Origin of the sequence: Nocardia sp. NPDC004654 (assembly GCF_040609595.1) — a bacterium.
In the GTDB taxonomy this organism is placed as follows: Bacteria; Actinomycetota; Actinomycetes; order Mycobacteriales; family Mycobacteriaceae; genus Nocardia.
The window spans coordinates 266,501-283,960 of sequence record NZ_JBEXKI010000003.1 but is presented as its reverse complement, the minus strand read 5'-3'; the positions used below and the strand labels follow the sequence as shown (position 1 = coordinate 283,960).

The 17,460-nt window shown below is 66.4% G+C and carries 14 protein-coding genes; 12 read left to right on the top strand and 2 right to left on the bottom strand.

The window, feature by feature from the left end; genetic code table 11:
• Positions 1 to 177: 177 nt before the first annotated feature.
• Positions 178 to 1,569, bottom strand: coding sequence for a metallopeptidase (locus ABZV58_RS11560; protein ID WP_355000537.1), 1,392 nt, complete (start codon positions 1,567 to 1,569; stop codon positions 178 to 180).
• A 155-nt stretch (positions 1,570 to 1,724) separates the two neighbouring features.
• Between ABZV58_RS11560 and ABZV58_RS11555 the strand changes: the two genes are divergently transcribed.
• The 6 genes from ABZV58_RS11555 to ABZV58_RS11530 all read left to right on the top strand — a co-directional run bounded on the left by ABZV58_RS11555 (position 1,725) and on the right by ABZV58_RS11530 (position 10,095).
• Positions 1,725 to 4,271 (top strand): FHA domain-containing protein, encoded by a 2,547-nt coding sequence (locus tag ABZV58_RS11555; RefSeq protein ID WP_355000084.1) that lies wholly within the window; start codon positions 1,725 to 1,727, stop codon positions 4,269 to 4,271.
• Between the two features lie 73 nt (positions 4,272 to 4,344).
• Complete coding sequence (locus tag ABZV58_RS11550) at positions 4,345 to 6,057, top strand: hypothetical protein (RefSeq protein WP_355000083.1); 1,713 nt, start codon at positions 4,345 to 4,347, stop codon at positions 6,055 to 6,057.
• 177 nt (positions 6,058 to 6,234) lie between these two features.
• Positions 6,235 to 6,678: a 50S ribosomal protein L13 gene (rplM, locus tag ABZV58_RS11545; RefSeq protein ID WP_067833240.1), complete on the top strand. Its 444-nt coding sequence runs from the start codon at positions 6,235 to 6,237 to the stop codon at positions 6,676 to 6,678.
• Positions 6,675 to 7,175, top strand: a complete 501-nt coding sequence (gene rpsI / locus ABZV58_RS11540) for a 30S ribosomal protein S9 (protein ID WP_084482930.1) — start codon at positions 6,675 to 6,677, stop codon at positions 7,173 to 7,175. Before rplM ends, rpsI begins: the two co-directional genes overlap by 4 nt.
• A gap of 210 nt (positions 7,176 to 7,385) precedes the next feature.
• A complete protein-coding gene (gene glmM / locus ABZV58_RS11535; RefSeq protein ID WP_355000082.1) occupies positions 7,386 to 8,762 on the top strand; it encodes a phosphoglucosamine mutase in 1,377 nt (458 codons plus the stop codon).
• 454 nt (positions 8,763 to 9,216) lie between these two features.
• Complete coding sequence (locus tag ABZV58_RS11530; RefSeq protein WP_355000081.1) at positions 9,217 to 10,095, top strand: hypothetical protein; 879 nt, start codon at positions 9,217 to 9,219, stop codon at positions 10,093 to 10,095.
• 39 nt (positions 10,096 to 10,134) lie between these two features.
• Here ABZV58_RS11530 and ABZV58_RS11525 read toward each other — a convergent pair whose 3' ends face one another.
• Positions 10,135 to 11,787, bottom strand: coding sequence for an ABC-F family ATP-binding cassette domain-containing protein (locus tag ABZV58_RS11525; RefSeq protein ID WP_355000080.1), 1,653 nt, complete (start codon positions 11,785 to 11,787; stop codon positions 10,135 to 10,137).
• A 223-nt stretch (positions 11,788 to 12,010) separates the two neighbouring features.
• Here ABZV58_RS11525 and ABZV58_RS11520 point away from each other — a divergent pair, with 223 nt between their 5' ends.
• The 6 genes from ABZV58_RS11520 (at position 12,011) to ABZV58_RS11495 (ending at position 17,456) form a co-directional block, all read left to right on the top strand.
• A complete protein-coding gene (locus ABZV58_RS11520) occupies positions 12,011 to 12,202 on the top strand; it encodes a PspC domain-containing protein (RefSeq protein WP_067784968.1) in 192 nt (63 codons plus the stop codon).
• Between the two features lie 114 nt (positions 12,203 to 12,316).
• On the top strand, positions 12,317 to 12,622 hold the full coding sequence (locus ABZV58_RS11515; protein WP_355000079.1) for a DUF6802 family protein: 306 nt from the start codon (positions 12,317 to 12,319) through the stop codon (positions 12,620 to 12,622).
• 748 nt (positions 12,623 to 13,370) lie between these two features.
• Positions 13,371 to 13,700: a hypothetical protein gene (locus ABZV58_RS11510; RefSeq protein ID WP_355000078.1), complete on the top strand. Its 330-nt coding sequence runs from the start codon at positions 13,371 to 13,373 to the stop codon at positions 13,698 to 13,700.
• Positions 13,701 to 13,766: 66 nt separating this feature from the next.
• Positions 13,767 to 15,329: a hypothetical protein gene (locus tag ABZV58_RS11505; protein WP_355000077.1), complete on the top strand. Its 1,563-nt coding sequence runs from the start codon at positions 13,767 to 13,769 to the stop codon at positions 15,327 to 15,329.
• The gene (locus ABZV58_RS11500) at positions 15,326 to 15,664 is read left to right on the top strand and encodes a hypothetical protein (protein ID WP_355000076.1); all 339 of its coding nucleotides are present in this window, start codon (positions 15,326 to 15,328) and stop codon (positions 15,662 to 15,664) included. Before ABZV58_RS11505 ends, ABZV58_RS11500 begins: the two co-directional genes overlap by 4 nt.
• A 133-nt stretch (positions 15,665 to 15,797) precedes the next feature.
• Complete coding sequence (locus ABZV58_RS11495) at positions 15,798 to 17,456, top strand: serine/threonine-protein kinase (RefSeq protein ID WP_355000075.1); 1,659 nt, start codon at positions 15,798 to 15,800, stop codon at positions 17,454 to 17,456.
• The last annotated feature ends 4 nt before the right edge of the window (positions 17,457 to 17,460 follow it).

Genomic DNA, 17,460 nt, shown 5'->3' with positions numbered 1-17,460 from the left:
GTCCACCATGTTGGACACCCAATCCGGCCAAAGGTCACCGTCAGTCGCCCCACCGCGATCAAGGTCACCCTCGATCGGTCCACCCTGGGCAACCAGGTCGGGTGAACGAAGGTCAGTCGGTCTGGCGGGGTGAAGGTGGCCTTCGGTCGATTGGCGCCGACCATTCTGGACGCGGCACTACGAGTACCGCGACATGCAGGTGTTCTCGCCGTTGAGCACACCAGCGCGGAAGGCGTCGACCCTGGCGAACCCGCTCGGCACCGTCTTGCCCTGCGCGTCGCTGGCCGCGAGACCGTCGGTGAGCAGGCCCGACACCGCCTCGTCCAGGTCACCCGCGGCGAGGGAGATATCGCCCTGGGTGCGTTGGCGATTCGGGTCGGCGAGCTTGCCGGTGACCACGCCCGCCAGACACGCGGCGCGCAGCCCGGTCTTGGCGCCGACCAGCGATTGGCCGTGACTTTGCTGGACCGCGAGGGTATAGCGCGCGATGAAGACGACGTAGCCGTTGTAGTCGCCGGTGACTTTCAGCGGCAGCGGGTCGTCCTCATCGATATCGGCCGTGCCGCGTTTGGCCAGCTCGGGTATGTCGGTGGCGATGAGATTCTCGGCGGGACAGTAGGAGACGGGCGCGGTGGTGGTGCCGTCGCGGCAGTCGATCCGCGCGCCGTTGTAGTTGTAGGTCGGGCTGTCCTCGATGGGCAGGATCGCGGCGAGCGCCTTGGTGAGCTCGATCAGGCTTTCCTTGTCGATCGGGTATTCGCCGGTGCTGCCGCCCAGCGTCTGCGGCAGGCCGCCGCGGCGCTGGTTGATCTCGTCGATGTCGATGCCCTTGCACGCCTTCGGGCCGTCGGTGAATCCGATCTGCACCGCGGTGACCCGCTCGAAGGCCGAGCCGTGCACGCTTTCCGGATCGTCGGGGTCGGAGTCGCGGATCGCGACGGTCGCGGCGAGCACCGTGTTGAGACCGTCGGAGGTATTGATGGTGAAGTGCTTCGACTTGCCCTCCGCCACGTGACGGATGAACGCGCCCGCGAAGCAGTCGGCCTGCTGCTCCTTGACGATCACCGGATCCTTCGGATCGACGATCTTGGCCTGCGACTGCACGGCGTGCCCGTACTCGTGCGCGAGCACCATCACGACGGCCATCTTGCCGAAAGTTTCCGCCATGGTGGGCAACAGCACCGAGCGGTCCCAGCCGATGGAGTTGTCCAGTCGGCAGAAGGCGGCGTTCACCAGACGGTAGGTCGTCTCCTTGCAGAACTCGGGCGCGTTGTTGCGCGGCGCCTTGGCGCTCCAGGAGATGAGCCGATCGACGGGCGCGAACTCGCCGTCGAACTCCTTGCCGTACTCGGCGCCCCAGTAGGTCTGGATGTCGTCGATGGCGTTGAGCGCCAGGGTGTCGATCTCGCCGCCGTCGCCGCCGGACGCGGTGAGGTCGGTGTCGGGGACGCCGGGACGTGGTCCGCTCGGGCCGCTCGTGGTAGGGAGTCCGGCGACCCGGAACGGGTCGTCGTAGACCGAGACCGCACGGCCGTCCACCTCGCGAGTACAGCCCGCGAGCAGGGCCATCGCGCACAGCACAGCCGTAATGACAGCGGTCGCTTGGAGTTTCGGCAAAGCTCCCCCTAGTCGGCCGGTATATCGTTCTCATCGGTCGCCGGATCGGGACGATAGGCGCGTCGGGGGCACCGCCGATGTCCGGTTGATGGCATAGTATCCGCTGCATGTCTTTACCGGGGGCGCAGACCATCACCGTGCGCCATGATGGAACTGAACGGGTCTTCGATTCGAACCAGCAAATCACCATGGGCCGTGCGCCCGAGGTGACGCTGTTCGTCGACAGCCCGCTGGTGTCGCGAGTGCACGCGACGCTGACCTGGCAGGGGAGCGGCTGGGTTCTCACCGACAACGGCAGTACCAATGGCGTTTTCGTCGACGCGCGCCGACTGAGTCAGCCGGTGTCGATCGACCGCCCGACGCAGGTCAGGCTCGGTGACGCGATCAGCGGTCCGCTGCTGCATCTGCTGCCCGCCGCGGCGCCGGTCCGGCACGCGCGGGCACAGACGCCGCCGCCGTCTTCGCAACCGCAGCAGGCTGTTCGGCAACGGCCTAGCTATCAGCATCCGAACCGTCCGCCGGTCGGGCAGCAAGCGCATCAGCCCGCCCCGTCACATCAACCGACGCCTTCGCATCAACCAGTCGGGGCGCATCACCCGCCCTCGCAGCCGACGCCGCAGCAGCCCAACTTCAGCATGACGACCAAGGCCGACACCTCCGCGCTGCCGCCGCTGCGCGCCAGAGCGTCGACCTCGCCGATCGCCAGGGCCGACCGGATTCCGTCCGCCGGTCTCGCGATCGGCCGCACCACCGACAACCAGATCGTCGTCAACGATCCGCTGGCCTCCCGCAAGCACGCTCGCCTGATCGCGGCCAGCGAGGGCCTCACCATCGAGGATCTCGGCTCGGCGAACGGCACCTTCGTCAACGGCACTCGTCAAGAGCGCACTGTGCTGCGCGAGCGCGACATCGTCACCATCGGCAACGTCGACTTCGTCGTCCAGCAGGGCACTCTGGTGCATCGGCAGAAGCCGGTCGCCGAACAGGGTTTGCACGTGCACGGCGTCGGATTCACCGTCGAGGGCAACAAGCAGCTGCTCGTCGACGTGAACATGCAGGCGGGCCGCGGCACGCTGACCGCGCTCATCGGTCCGTCGGGCGCGGGCAAGTCGACACTGTCGAAGTTGATCGCGGGCACCACCCAACCGTCCGGCGGCGTGGTGACTTTCGAGGGACGCAACCTGCACGCCGAGTACGAGGCGCTGCGTTCCCGTATCGGCATGGTCCCGCAGGACGACGTGCTGCACCGTCAGCTCACGGTGCGCCAGGCGCTCGGCTACGCCGCCGAACTGCGGCTGCCGCCCGACACCACCAAGGCCGACCGCCAGCAGGTGATCGACGGTGTGCTGAAGGAACTTTCGCTCACCGAGCACGCCGACACCAGGGTCGACCGGCTCTCCGGCGGTCAGCGCAAGCGCGCCTCCGTGGCGCTCGAACTGCTCACCGGCCCGTCGCTGCTGATCTTGGACGAGCCGACCTCGGGTCTGGACCCGGCGCTGGACCGGCAGGTCATGGTGATGCTGCGCGAGCTGGCCGACGCCGGGCGTGTGGTCATCGTCGTCACCCACTCGGTGGCCTGCCTGGACATGTGCGATCAGGTGCTGCTGCTGGCTCCGGGCGGCAAGACCGCGTTCTGCGGACATCCGGCCGGGGTGGGCGGGGCCTTGGGCACCAGCGACTGGGCGGAGATCTTCGCCAATGTGGCAGCCAATCCGGACCAGGCCTTCGCCGCCTACCGATCCAGACAGGCGTTCGCTCCGCCGCCGCCACCGCCGCCGCGCTACGGACCCGCGGGCAGCCCGCCGCAGTCGAGTGGGTTCAAGCAGTTCTCGACGTTGGTGCGCAGGCAGATTCGGTTGATCTTCGCGGATCGCGGTTACCTGATCTTCCTGCTGCTGCTGCCGGTCATCCTCGGCGTGCTTTCACTCGTGGTGCCGGGCAAGAACGGTTTCGCGCCCGGCGGGCTGACAACCCTGCCCACCGGTGAGATCGTGCGCGTCGGCGGCGGCGAGACCCAGCAGCTGCTTGTCGTACTCATCCTCGGCGCCTGCTTCATGGGCGCCACGTTGACCGTCCGTGATCTGGTGGGCGAGCGGACGATCTTCTACCGCGAGCGGGCGGTCGGCCTGCTGCCCTCGGCGTATTTGATGGCGAAGATCGCGGTGTTCAGCGTCACCGCGTTCTTGCAGGCGGCGGTGCTGGTCGGCATCACCTTGGCGGGCAAGAACCCGCCGGGCCAGGGTTCGGTGTTCTCCTCGGGCAGCGTCGAGCTGTACATCGATATCGCGCTGACCGCGGTCTGCTGTGTGGTCTTCGGATTGCTGATCTCCAGCTTGGCGAAGTCGAACGAGCAGGTCATGCCGATGCTGGTCGTGATGATCATGGTGCAGCTCGTGATGGCGGGTGGACTCATCCCGGTCACCGACCGTGTGGTGCTGGAGCAGGTTTCATGGTTGTTCCCCTCGCGTTGGGGTTACGCCGCGGGCGCGTCGACCGTCGACATCCTCGAGATCTTCGCCAACGCCCAGCAAGACAACCTGTGGAAGCATTCGGCAGGCATTTGGTTCCTCGACGTGACGCTGTTGCTGGTCATCACCGGTGTTCTCGCGGTCATCACCTGGCAGCGGCTACGACTGAAGAAGTCCGCGCCGTGATCACCTACTCGAACCGCCACGACCTGGGGTCGGCTGGGATCGCGCGCATCTCGCTCGCGCAGCAGGCACACTTATGACTGTGACGGTGCGAGTAGGGGCAGTGCATCTCGGTTGGGATGTGGTGTCCGTGGCAGCGGGCGGCGGGCGAACTCCGATCCGGCCGGTGCAGGTGGAGGGTACGTACACGCCGCCGGCGTATCTGCTGGCCGATTCGTCCGGTCGGTTGCACACCGCCGGTGTCGACCGGCAGCGTCCCGACCTCGGGATGGCCATCGCCGACGTGCGCGACATCCTCGGTCACCCGCAGATCGTGGTGGCCGGGGCGACTTGGCCCGCGGAGATGGTCTTCCGCGCCAGGATGTACAACCCGCTCGCCGCCATCGGCAAGTACCTGCGCGGCAAGCCGGACGTGGTGGCGCTGCCCTTTCCGGACGGCTGGCCGGACGAGAAGGTCGAGGTCTACGCCGAGCTCGTCGAGACGCTCGACGTGGTGGTCGAACCGCTGCCGGAGAGTGTCGCGCTCTCGGGGTACGTGCGCGCGCTCGGTTTGGTGCGCGCGCCCGACAAGCGCAACCCGCGTGGTGTCGGCGCGACCGGCGTCTACTCCGACGGCCGCACGATGCTGGTCGTCGCGGTGCACGGTGACGACGAGCAGCCCACCGAATCGGTCGACGTGCCGGTCACCAGCGACGCCATGCGCGACGCGCGCTCGGCCGACAATGTGGTGATCGAGGTCATGGCCGCGGCCCGATCCATCGGCGCGGACACGTCGACGGTGCTGCTGAGCGGCAATGTCTGCTTCAACGAGGCGTTGCGGTTCGCATTCCAGAATCACCTGGGTCACCGGTTGCATGTCGCCGATCATCCGATGCACGCGTTGGTGCTGGGTGCCACTCACCTGCTGGTCACGGACAGTGCGGAGGAGGAGCCGGAGCAGGGCGGTCGGCATGTGGAGCCGCGGAGCGAGTATCCGCCGCATGCTCAGCATCCTGGGCAGTGGCAGGCCGATGCGGGTCAGCGGCCTGTCGAACCACCTGTGCAACCGGCTCAGCGGCCGGTCGAATCGGCGCAACGTCCACCGGAAACGGTTCAGCGGCCCGATCTCGGTCCGCAGGCTCCGTCGGGATCGCCCGTGGTCACCTACGGCCCCGGTTACCCGACGGTGCCGCCGAACGCCGAACCCGCGCCCAGCGAGGAGCCGACGACGCGCGTAACCCGCGAGGATCTGGCGCGTGGTCTTCCGCCGAACCTCGCGGAGTTGGGCAGCAGGTTCACCAGGCCGCCAGGCCAGCACGGCGACGATCAGCGGAACGCCGCCCTTGGTCACCGGGCTCCCGACTCGCTGCCGCCCGGTCCGCGGTCGCCTTATCCGCCGCCGAACCAGCAGGGTTCCTGGCAGGCGCCCTCGTCCGAGTTCGAGGACGACGACGAGGACGGCAAGGGCCGCAAAGGCAAGATCTGGGGCAAGATGAAAGGCAACCTGTTCGGCGCGCACGCCATCGCCGGCGCGGTAGCGCTGGCCGTGGTCGCCATGCCCGCCGAGGGTGACCGGATCGAGCTCACCGGCGCCGCCGAGCCGGCCCGTTCGGTGGTCGACGAGGTCGTCCCCGTGGCCTGCGGTCTGACGCCGCACGTCGCGCCGGGCGAGCGTAAGCAGGGAATCGCCTCTGTCCGGGAGCCCGCCGCGGTGGATTCGGAATGCGCGCCGCCGAGCATGGACACGCTGCGGTACGTGGTGCCCGGCCCGCCGGGCGCGATCGACCCGGGGGCCCCGGTCGAGATCTGACCGGATTCGGGGACCTCGATACCTTCCTGGTATCGTTCTGCGTTGGCGTGTGGGCGATCGGAGGATTCCCTGTGGATCACCGGTTCGCACACCGAGGCCCGGGTCTCAACCGGCCGCCGGGGTCACCTCGACCGCACGCTTTTGGCTGGCAACACCGACTACAGACAGGGAAGCACTGTGCCTACGTACAGCCCCAAGGCGGGTGACGTGACCCGTAAGTGGTACGTCATCGACGCCACTGACGTAGTGCTCGGCCGTCTTGCCGTCCAGGCAGCGAATCTGCTGCGTGGCAAGAACAAGCCGACCTACGCGCCGAACTTCGATGGTGGCGATTTCGTCATCATCATCAACGCGGACAAGATTGCCATCTCCGGCAACAAGCGCACCGACAAGCTCATCCACCACCACTCCGGGCACCCGGGCGGCCTCAAGTCGCGCACTGTCGGTCAGGTGTTGGAGACCCGTCCGGAGCGTCTCGTGGAGAAGGCCGTCAAGGGCATGATCCCGAAGAACAAGCTGGGCAACGCGATCGCGGGCAAGCTCAAGGTCTACGCGGGCCCGACCCATCCGCACGCCGCTCAGCAGCCCGTTCCGTTCGAGATCAAGCAGGTGGCCCAGTGACCGCTCCCGAGGAATTCAACGAGGACTTCGCCGAAGAGGCCGCCGTCGAGGTCGTGGAGGAGGACTACGGCTACGACGCCGAGCCCGCCGCCTACGCCCCGGTCGTCATCGATCGCCCGGTGCAGACCGTCGGCCGCCGCAAGGAAGCCGTCGTCCGCGTCCGGCTGCTGCCCGGCTCCGGCAACTTCGTGCTCAACGGCCGCACCATCGAGGACTACTTCCCGAACAAGGTGCACCAGCAGCTGGTCAAGTCGCCGCTGGTGACCGTCGAGCGCACCGAGTCCTTCGACGTGCACGCCCGCCTGGTCGGCGGCGGCCCGTCGGGTCAGGCAGGCGCCCTGCGTCTGGCCATCGCCCGCGCGCTGATCGAGGTCACCCCCGAGGACCGTCCCGCCCTCAAGCGTGCCGGCTTCCTGACCCGTGACCCGCGTGCCACCGAGCGCAAGAAGTACGGTCTGAAGAAGGCGCGTAAGGCGCCTCAGTACTCGAAGCGCTGATTTTGGCTTCGTCGATCACCGCCATCCGGCACCCTGGGGGTGCCGGGGGCGGTATGGTCGGCGCGGCAGCTGTACGAGAGCAGGCTTCCAGCACCGCTGGTCGCCTGCTCTCGCTGTATTGAGTCGCGGCGTTCGCGGGCCCTGCGGTTGCTCAGGCCGACGCCTGCGGGCCAACGCGCATGTCGCGAAACCACCGATGAGGGGCGAGGTATGGGACGTTTGTTCGGCACCGACGGTGTCCGCGGGCTTGCCAACGGATCGCTGAGTCCGGAACTGGCACTGCGAGTTTCCGGAGCGGCGGCGCAGGTGCTCGGCCGCGGCAAGAAGCGCGCGCTCGCGGTGGTAGGCCGCGACCCGAGGGCATCCGGCGAGATGCTGGAGGCCGCCGTGACCGCCGGACTGACCGCGGCTGGCGTGAACGTGCTCTCGGTGGGTGTGCTGCCGACGCCCGCCGTCGCCTACCTCACCGGTCTCTACGACGCGTGCCTCGGCGTGATGATCTCCGCCTCGCACAATCCCATGCCGGACAACGGAATCAAGATCTTCGCCGCGGGCGGTCACAAGCTCGACGACGCCGTCGAGGACCGGATCGAGGCACTGCTCGCCGAGGACGCCACGCAGCGTCCGACCGGTGCGGACATCGGTCGAGTGCTGAACGCCTCCGGCGCGCGCGACCACGGCCTGGTCATCCCGGATCAGTACAGCCTCGAAGGCACCCACGAGCGGTACGTCGAGCATCTGGTCGAGGGCACCGGGCAGGACCTGAGCGGACTCACCGTGGTGGTCGACTGCGCGCACGGCGCCGCGGCCGAGGTCGGTCCTGCCGCGTACCGCGAGGCGGGCGCGACGGTGATCGCCATCAACGCCGAACCCGACGGCCTCAACATCAACGACGGCTGCGGTTCGACCCACCTCGAGCAGGTGCAGCGCGCGGTGCGCGAGCACGGTGCCGACCTCGGACTCGCCCACGACGGCGACGCCGACCGCTGCCTCGCCGTGGACGCCGACGGCAACATCGTCGACGGTGACGCGATCCTCGCGATCCTCGCCCTGGCCATGAAGGACGCGGGCGAGCTCGCGAAGGACACGCTGGTCGCCACCGTCATGAGCAACCTCGGCCTGCACATCGCCATGCGCGAGGCCGGAATCGCCTTGCGTACCACCGCCGTCGGCGACCGCTACGTGCTGGAGGAACTACGCCGCGGCGGCTACAGCCTCGGCGGCGAGCAGTCCGGCCATGTGGTCTTCCCGAAGTTCGGCACGACCGGCGACGGCATCCTCACCGGCCTGCGCCTGATGGCGCGGATAGCCCAGACCGGCCGCACCCTCGCCGACCTCGCCAGCGTCCTCGAGACGGTGCCGCAGGTGCTGGTGAACGTGCCGGTGAACGACAAGGCTGCGGTCGCCGCCGCGCCGGAAGTGCGCGATGCCGTGTCGGAAGCCGAGCGTGTGCTGGGGGATTCCGGGCGAGTTCTGTTGCGTCCCAGCGGTACCGAGCAATTGGTTCGGGTGATGGTGGAGGCGACCGATTTGGTGCAGGCGAAGCAGCTTGCGGATGATCTGGCGAAGCGGGTTGCTTCGGTTTAGGTTCGGCTGGTTGGTTGGCTTGCATCGCTCGGCCTTCCAGTAGTGGCGTGGCGGCTGCTGGCTGGTGTACCGAGAGCTTCGCAGGCTGGTCACGTGCTTGGGGCTTGGCAGTGACAGCCGCAAGCTGGTCTCCTCAGGGCGGGTAAGACTCTGGCGCGGGCTAGGTTTCGTGGTTGCGTTGGGTGACGTGATCTCGGGGTTCGCTGATTCGAATTGGTCTGCCTGCCATGGTTTACCGTGAGCGGTGCTGGGCGCGTGGTGTCGGGAGAATGCCCGACCAACCCCGAGCCCGGACCCCACGAACAGCTGAGTCATACCACCGACCCTCGACGCGGTAGCAGTCCCTGCACGCACTGACCGGCGAGTTGTCCACAGGCGCAGAGTTGTCCACCGCCCAACCATTTCCCCAGGTCACCAAATCCAGCCTCCCACGCGGTCAGCCCAAAGTGGTCCCATGCGACCGGGACTGACGGAAGTTCGAGACAAGCAATTCGGCGCCTTCACCGCCTGGCAGGCCTTGTGCGAGTACACCCGCGCCGAAATGCGCACTCGCGTCGACCGCGGCGACTGGGTGCGCGTGTTCCACGGCGTCTACCGCGAATCCGCGACATCGCCGACCCCTCAACTGCGAGTAGAGGCCGCGCGACTATCGATCGGAGCCCAGTCGCTGGCCGCCGCGTACGAGACAGCCGCGGAGCTGCATGGATTCGCGGTGACCGAGAGCAGTGCAACCCATGTGCTCGGCGCCCACCGATCCCGAACCTCGCGCCTGGTGGTGCACAGCGATCGGACAGAGCCGGGGGACTTGGAACTGATCAACGGCATCGTGGCCACGAACGCGATCCGAACCGCCGTCGACGTCGCGCGTACCACCGACCGACTCGACACACTGGCGACGTTGGACTCCGCACTGCGCCTCGGACTCTCCCGTACGGCCTTGCTCGCGGAGAGCGAACGCCACCGGGGCCGCCGCGGCTACGTGCAGGCAGTGGAGCTGATCGAGATCGCGGACGGTCGCGCGGAGTCGCCGATGGAGTCGCGGACACGGCTGCGCTGTATCGACGCCGGACTGCCGCGCCCCGAGCCGCAGGTCCAGGTGTCTACCAGGAATGGGCTACGGCGACTCGATCTCGGGTGGCCCGAGTGGCGCATCGGCTTGGAGTACGACAGCGCCACAGGGCATTCCGGCGAAGCCGCGGCAGCACGCGACGACCTGCGGCACAACCGGCTCTCGGCGGACGGTTGGACCGTCTACTACGCGACCGCGACCGACGTGTACCTGCGACCGGAGAACTTCATCGAGCCCATCCGATGCGCGATGCGGGGGCGGTGAGCAATGGGTATCCAACTCCCCACAGCGCGGACAGGCCGGTCAGTCCTCGATGAGTTTGCCGTTGTCCATATGCCAACGCCGCGTCGCACGAACCGAATCCAGCATCCGTCGATCGTGTGTAACCAGCAGCATTGTGCCGGTGAAGGATTCGACGGCCTGCTCCAACTGCTCGATCGCGGGCAGGTCGAGGTGGTTCGTCGGCTCGTCCAGCACCAGCAGATTCACTCCGCGCGCCTGCAAAAGCGCCAGCGCCGCACGCGTGCGCTCGCCGGGCGAGAGCGTGTCACAAGCACGCAGCACGTGCGGCCCGCGCAGCCCGAACTTCGCCAGCAGCGTGCGCACCTCGGCATCCGGCCAGTCCGGCATCTGCGCGCCGAAAGTGTCCGCGAGGGAGGCGGTCCCACGGAAGAGTCCGCGCGCCTGATCGACCTCCCCGATCTCGACACCGGAGCCGAGCGTCGCGGTCCCGGAGTCGGGCTGGATCTTGCCGAGCAGCAGCGCGAGCAGCGTGGACTTGCCGGAACCGTTCGCACCGGTCAGCACGATCCGATCGGCCCAGTCGACCTGGGTCGTCACCGGCCCGAGGGTGAAATCGCCTCGGGTGACCGTCGCGTTGGAGACCGTGGCGACCACCGACCCGCTGCGCGGCGCCGCGGCGATGGACATTCGCAGCTCCCACTCCTTGCGCGGCTCATCGACGACATCCAGCCGCTCGATGCGGCGCTGCGTCTGGCGGGCTTTGGCCGCCTGCTTCTCGGTCGATTCCGCACGCATCTTGCGGCCTGCCTTGTCGGAATCCAGCTTCTTCGGGTCGCGGGCCTTGCGGCGGGCGTTGCGCACGCCGTGCTCGAGCCAGTTGCGCTGCATCTGCGCCCGCGCCTCCAGTCCCGCTTTGGTATCGGCGTACTCCTCGTACGCGTCCCTGGCGTGCTGCCGCGCGATCGCCCGTTCGGCGAGGTACGACTCGTAGCTGCCGTCGTAGACGCCCACCTGCTGCTGCGCCAGATCGAGTTCGACGATCCGGTTCACCGTGCGCGCCAGGAACTCTCGATCGTGGCTGATCACCATCAGCGGTACCCGCACGCCGGTGACGAACTGCTCGAGCCGAGCGAGTCCGTCCAGGTCCAGATCGTTGGTCGGCTCGTCGAGCAGCAGAATGTCGAAGCGGGACAACAGGACCGATGCCAGACCGGCACGGGCCGCCTGACCACCGGAAAGACCCGTCATCGGCGTGTCCAACCCCGTTGCGAGGCTCTCGGTGAGGCCGAGCTCGGCGGCGACCTCCTCCGCCCGCTGATCGAGATCCGCCCCGCCGAGCGCGAGCCAGCGTTCCAGCGCGGGCGTGTAGTCGTCCGCACCGCCCTCGGCCAGCCGTTCCGCGGCGGAGTCCATCGCATGCTGCGCCGCCGTGACCCCCGTGCGGCGGCCGAGGAACTCCAAGACCGTTTCGCCGGGGATCCGCTCCGGCTCCTGCGCGAGGTAGCCGACCGTCGCGTCCGGCGGGCTGAGCGTGATCGAGCCGGTGGGCGTCGCCCGGTCGGCGAGCATGCGCAGCAACGTCGACTTGCCCGCGCCGTTGACGCCGACCAAGCCGATCACGTCACCCGGAGCGAGCGTCAGGTCCAGATCGTCGAACAGGGTGCGTTCGCCGTGTCCGGCGGAGAGTCCGCGCGCATGCAAAGTGGTGCTCACAGGGAGAAGTCTGCCGTCTTCCCGTCGGCCCGCCGCACGCGGGCGCACTCGAAACTGCGCCGCCGGAGACCGGGCGAACCGGATCCGCGCCCGCGCTCGGGGTTTCACCCTGAGTCGTCGCGCGAAGAAATCAGGGTCCCGATGGGTCGACGGACCGATGTGCGCGAGCGCCCGCACGCGGAGAGTGGATGGCACAGCGATCGACACCAGAGAGGGAAATCCGATGACCGCACCCGCCCGCCGCCTCACCCGCACCTCCCACGACAAGTGGATCGCTGGAGTCTGCGGCGGCATCGCACAGTACTTCGGCTGGAACGCCGGCATCGTCCGGCTGCTGTTCGTCCTGTCCTGCCTGCTGCCCGGCCCGCAGTTCATCCTGTACCTCGTTCTGTGGCTGGTGATTCCGAAAAAGTGACCACCGCGACCGGGTCGGGGGCTGCGCCAGGGACTCGTGGATGACAGGATGGAGTGATTCCGCGCGCCTGCCGGAGTTCCGCACCATCGCACGAGTCCCGTCCGAGGAGGAGCCATGATCACGTCCGGCGAGTTCCCGGGCATGGATCTACCCGACATCGACGCGTCCACCCCCTTGGACGGCCTCGGGGCTGTCGAACTGAACCAGCCCACCCAGGACATCAACGCCGACGGCATCCTGGACTCGATCACCACACAGGGCGACGACGCCATGCAGGTCTGGACCGACTACGACCACGACGGCTTCGCCGACCACGTCACCGTCGTCGAAAAAGATGGCGACTACGCCGCCTGGGAGTTCCACCGCCACCCCGACGGCTCCTCCGAATGGGTCCGCACCGACCAGGGGAAGATCGGTTAGTTTCCGGTGGAACCGAAACCGCCTCGGCCGCGTCCAATTACGTGATCGAGTAGTTTGGCGATCGAACTGCCGTCATCCGCAAGTCCCCCGCGGATGATCGGCGGTGTCGGTGGTGTTGCGCATTCCTGCGCGGAAGGATGTTCGGTGGCGGGTTTCTCCAGGTGGACGTCGAGGTCCTCGGCAAGACAGTGCAGTCGTTACGCGGTGCGGAGCAAGTGCTCAACGACGCTGCTTTCGAACTGATGTTGACAGCGGATCACCCTCGGGCGGCGCCGAGGGCATCGAGCCTGCTGACGTGCGCCGAAAGCCGACTGACCGCCCTGCGTCCCACGGTCGCGGATCCGACCATGGGACCTGATCTCCTCTGCAGCCGGGAGGTCGAGGCGGAGCGCGGTGCAGTAGCGATGTCAGGCCCAGTGGCATTAGATTTTGCGTCTACATCCGCCCTGACGGAACCACGTGGGACGTACGTGCGTCCAAGGAGATGAGGCCAGCGTACGGTCGCCCGTGTCGATCCGCGCCTAGGTGGCCGGTGACAACGGAAGGGGGTCTCGATGACGACCGATGGCCAGGTAGGGGGCTCGACGAGACTCGACTCGATATACCTTGTGAACGGGGCGATTTCGTTGCTGGACCTGAGTTTCTGTCGGTGCAGTCCGCTATCGAATGCACCAGCTTGCCGACGCTGCTACGGCCGAACCGTGATAGGGCGGCGTGCTAGCTCACGCACGATCGAAGGGAAGTCGTTTTGACTACAACTCCACAGACAGCAACGGGCAGCGTTGTCGTTGATCCAGGCGCACTGCAAGCAATGGCGGGTAAGTTGCGACTGTCCGCAGCGACGATAGGTAACAACGTCAAGGCAGTAACGAAGAACGACTTCGGTCCCGATCAGGCTGGTCGGGAATACCGAACGCAGGGCACAGATATCCATGATGGCCTTGTGCGAGTTGCAAAATGGCTTGCCAACTGGCAGCAAGCGGCCGAGGGCACTGCGGATGCGATGGGTCAGAGTGCAGTAAGCTATATGATTACCGATGATGCGCGAGCCACCGAGTTGGCCAGGTTTACAAAATGATATCTTCTGATCTGGAAACGTTTACATCGGTTCGCGTGATTATCGTGGCGAAGGAGGCTGATACTCGTGGTTTACACGACCAGCGTTGACAGCTTCGACGTGAACAAGATCCTCGATGATGGTGCCAGTGGGCTCCTGTATTTCGAGAAATATCTTCAGTTGTGCCTGGAGGCCGTGAAAACGACTGGTCCGACGTATGAGGCAATGGCGGCGAAGTACGACATGCAACGCGGCATGGATCTCGAAGCGCTTCGCCGTGTATCGGCGGGACTCAAGGATGCCCTCGAAGCCGCAGATTCGGAATGGGAATTACAGAATTCCCAGTTGCAGATTCTTCCCTCCGTCTGGCAGGGAGGCGCAGCTAATGCGGCGATAACCATGATGGGCGACCAGGTGAAACGGGCCGACGAGGACCGCGGTCAGGTTCGCTTCGCTCTCAGTGCGATTGACGCGGCGGTTCTCAGCATCAGGTCGGTCATCGTGACGAAGGCGAAGACCGTCGACTCGTTTTGGGATGATGCGAACCAGGGGAGAATCGACGGGAAGACTCCGAGCGACGTATACGACATTGTCCAAGCCGCGAGAAGTGGTGCTAGTGAGGACTGGGGGACCAATCCATTCGACAGCGATCAGCGGATCGACCATCTCCGGCGAATCTTTCCCGGAGTATCCGATGACGACATGCCTCGCAAATGCTGGGAATGGGTACGCGAGATCTTCTACCCCGATGTCAAGAAGAAGGTCGATCTCTTCGACGGTGCGTGCAACAAGGCGCACCAGTCGATAGCGACGCTGTACGGAGCGATAACCACCGCCCTCGCGAAATTGGATGACGACCCGTATCCTCGCCCAGCCGTTCCGACGAGTCCGGGAAACAACCCTGGTCCGGCACCTGGCCCTAGCACGCCGGGGCCGAGCACACCGGGGCCGAGCACGCCAGGACCTTCCACTACGCCCGCCACGACGACTGACCCCTCTACTACGACAACGCCATTCACTACGTCGCTCGAGAGCCTTACTGGACTCGCCAGCACACTGACTTCATTGGCGAGCACCGCCGCGCAGTCGATCAGTGAAGGGCTCAGTGCGTTGGCCGAGCCGATCAAAGAGGGAATCGATGGTGCGCTCGGAAACATCCTGGAAGCGGAGGATGCCAAGGAGGAACCGCAGGACGCCGAGGAGGGCGACGGAAAGCCCGGCGACAAGGCAGCGGAATTCGATCTTGCTGGCAAGCATTTGAAGTTCGAGATGGGCTCCGACGGTCAGCTCAAACTTGTCGTGACGGATGACGACGGGACGCTGAAGGAGTTCACCGTGAAAATTGATGAGAACGGCGCCCCCGTCATCTCGATGAACGGGTCCGGACCAGAGGATGACCAGCGGTCGGGCGGCGAGGAAAGCGATCCCGACGCTGAGCCTTCGACAGGTGCGGTCGATGATCAAGCACATGCCCCCGATCCCGGATCGGCACCCGGAGAAGGACCAGGCCAGCCGGTGGTTGCGCCAGGAAAACCGCCAACTGGCAAGCGTGAAGAGGATGGTGAGCATCATCCTGGGATCGCACGGGTTGATCCACCAGAGGAGCCGTTCGATAGCGGGGCGCAATTGGCAGAGGCAGGTCCGCTGTGAGTCTGATCGACGATATCGAGCAGATCGCCGAACAGTACCGGCGTGAAATGCAGTCGACGCAGGATGAACTCGACGAATGGAACCGGAGTATCGAGGAGCGCGGTAGGGAACTCGTCGAACGGTGGGAGCGTGAAGCCGTCGACGTCGAAGAGAAGGAAGAGGCGGACGCCGAAGCCAGGGCTGAGCAGGAACGCCTCGCGGCGGAGGCGCGGGAGCAACGGGAGGCGATCGCGCGCTCGATTGCGGCACGCAAGGCCAAGGATGTAGTCACGCCGATCGATGAGGATGACGACCCCGAGTCCGAGTACTACCGGCGCAAGAGCTGGTTGATCTGAGCGAATAGGTAGAGGTGGACGGGTTTCCGCGCGTGCCGAGTTCCTGCGGCGGAAACCGTCCCGGGCGGTCCACATCGCCGTGTGGTTCCGATAGCATGGCGCGGCGGTGTGAGAATGACGAAGGGGGCGGCACGTGACCGACCTGCGGGCCGGTGAGGTGTTCGCCGGGTATGAGATCGAACGGGTGCTCGGCAAGGGCGGGATGGGCACCGTGTATCTCGCCAAACATCCGCGTCTTCCGAGGAAGACGGCGTTGAAACTGCTGAACTCGGAAATGTTCGGCGACAAGGAGATTCGGGCACGGTTCGAGCGCGAGGCGGATCTGATCGCACGGCTCGAGCATCCGAACATCGTCGCTGTATACGACCGCGGCGTCGAGGATCGCAATCTGTGGATCTCGATGCAATTCATCGCCGGAACCGATGTGGCGACGCTGGGTGCGATCGAACCGGCGCTTGCGGTTCGTGTCATCACCGAAGCCGCTGCGGCACTGGACTATGCGCATCGACAAGGGGTGCTGCATCGGGACATCAAGCCGGCGAACATCCTGCTCGGCGATCCCGAGCCTGGGCAACCGCCGCGGGTCTTCCTGGCGGACTTCGGCATTGCGAGGTTGCGCGACGAGCAGCATGGGTTGACTCAAACGGGGACCTTCACCGCAACGCTTGCCTTCGCTTCGCCGGAGCAGCTGACCGGAGCTCCGCTCGATCACCGGTGCGACCAATACTCATTGGCCTGCACGTTGTTCGCACTGTTGACGGGGACGGCGCCCTACGATTCGACCAATCCCGTCTCGGTGATTCGGTCGCATCTGTCGGATCCGCCGCCACCCATCAGCGCGCGGCGATACGGGCTGCCACCAGCGCTCGACACGGTGTTGGCGCAGGCGCTGGCGAAACGGCCCGAAGCCCGATACGCCAGCTGCGGTGAGTTCGCGGCAGCGGTCGCGCGTGTTTTGCAGACCGGTCGGCCTGTTACCGCTCCACATCAAGTCAGCGCACCAGTCGGGGGTGGGTGGCAACCGCCGAATCAGGCTCGCCTGCAGCCGATTGCACAAGGATTCCCGGCGGGCCAGGGCGGGATGCCACCGGCGAACCCGCCTTATCCGGCGCCGCCATTCTCGCCCGCTCCTCCGCATATCCCGACGCCGTACGGTCCGAACGCCGGGAGTCGTCCAGCCGGGACTGGTCGGCCATCCGGAAAACTGCTCGCGGCGCTGGGCGTCGGGCTCACGGTACTGCTGGTCGGGGTTGTTGGTGTCGTCGCGTTCGCCGCAAAGGCCAGCGACTCATCGCCTCGATCCTGGGCTGGCCTCACGACCGTTGCCTGGCCCGAGAAAGAACAAAAGATCGTCGCCGATTTTCCGAAGTTGCTCCCCGGCGGCAAAGGCACTACCGCGACGGGGTGGCGAGGCGTGTGGTGCACGTTCTCGGATGGCCTCGATCGCAGGGGTTTCCGGTGCCTCGGCGGAGATGCCGACGCCGCGGACCTCACTCTCTACGACTACAAGACTGCCGACGCGGTGCGCGAGAAGCTCGACTCGTTCGCCGCTGACGGTGAGGGGCCCGCGGCTGCTCAATGGTCACGGAAACCGCATGCCGGGTGTGCATCGGATCCTCTGGTTTTCCTGCCGCCGCCAGGGTCCATGTCGACCATCACCGAGGGCGACGTGTTCACTACTTTCCCGGACGACCCGCGGCTGTCCAGATACTTGATCGGTATCGACCGGACGGGCTACAACGCCCAGCAGCTCCTCGACCACTGGTGGGTGGACGCGCCGCTCTGCGGGTGAGGCG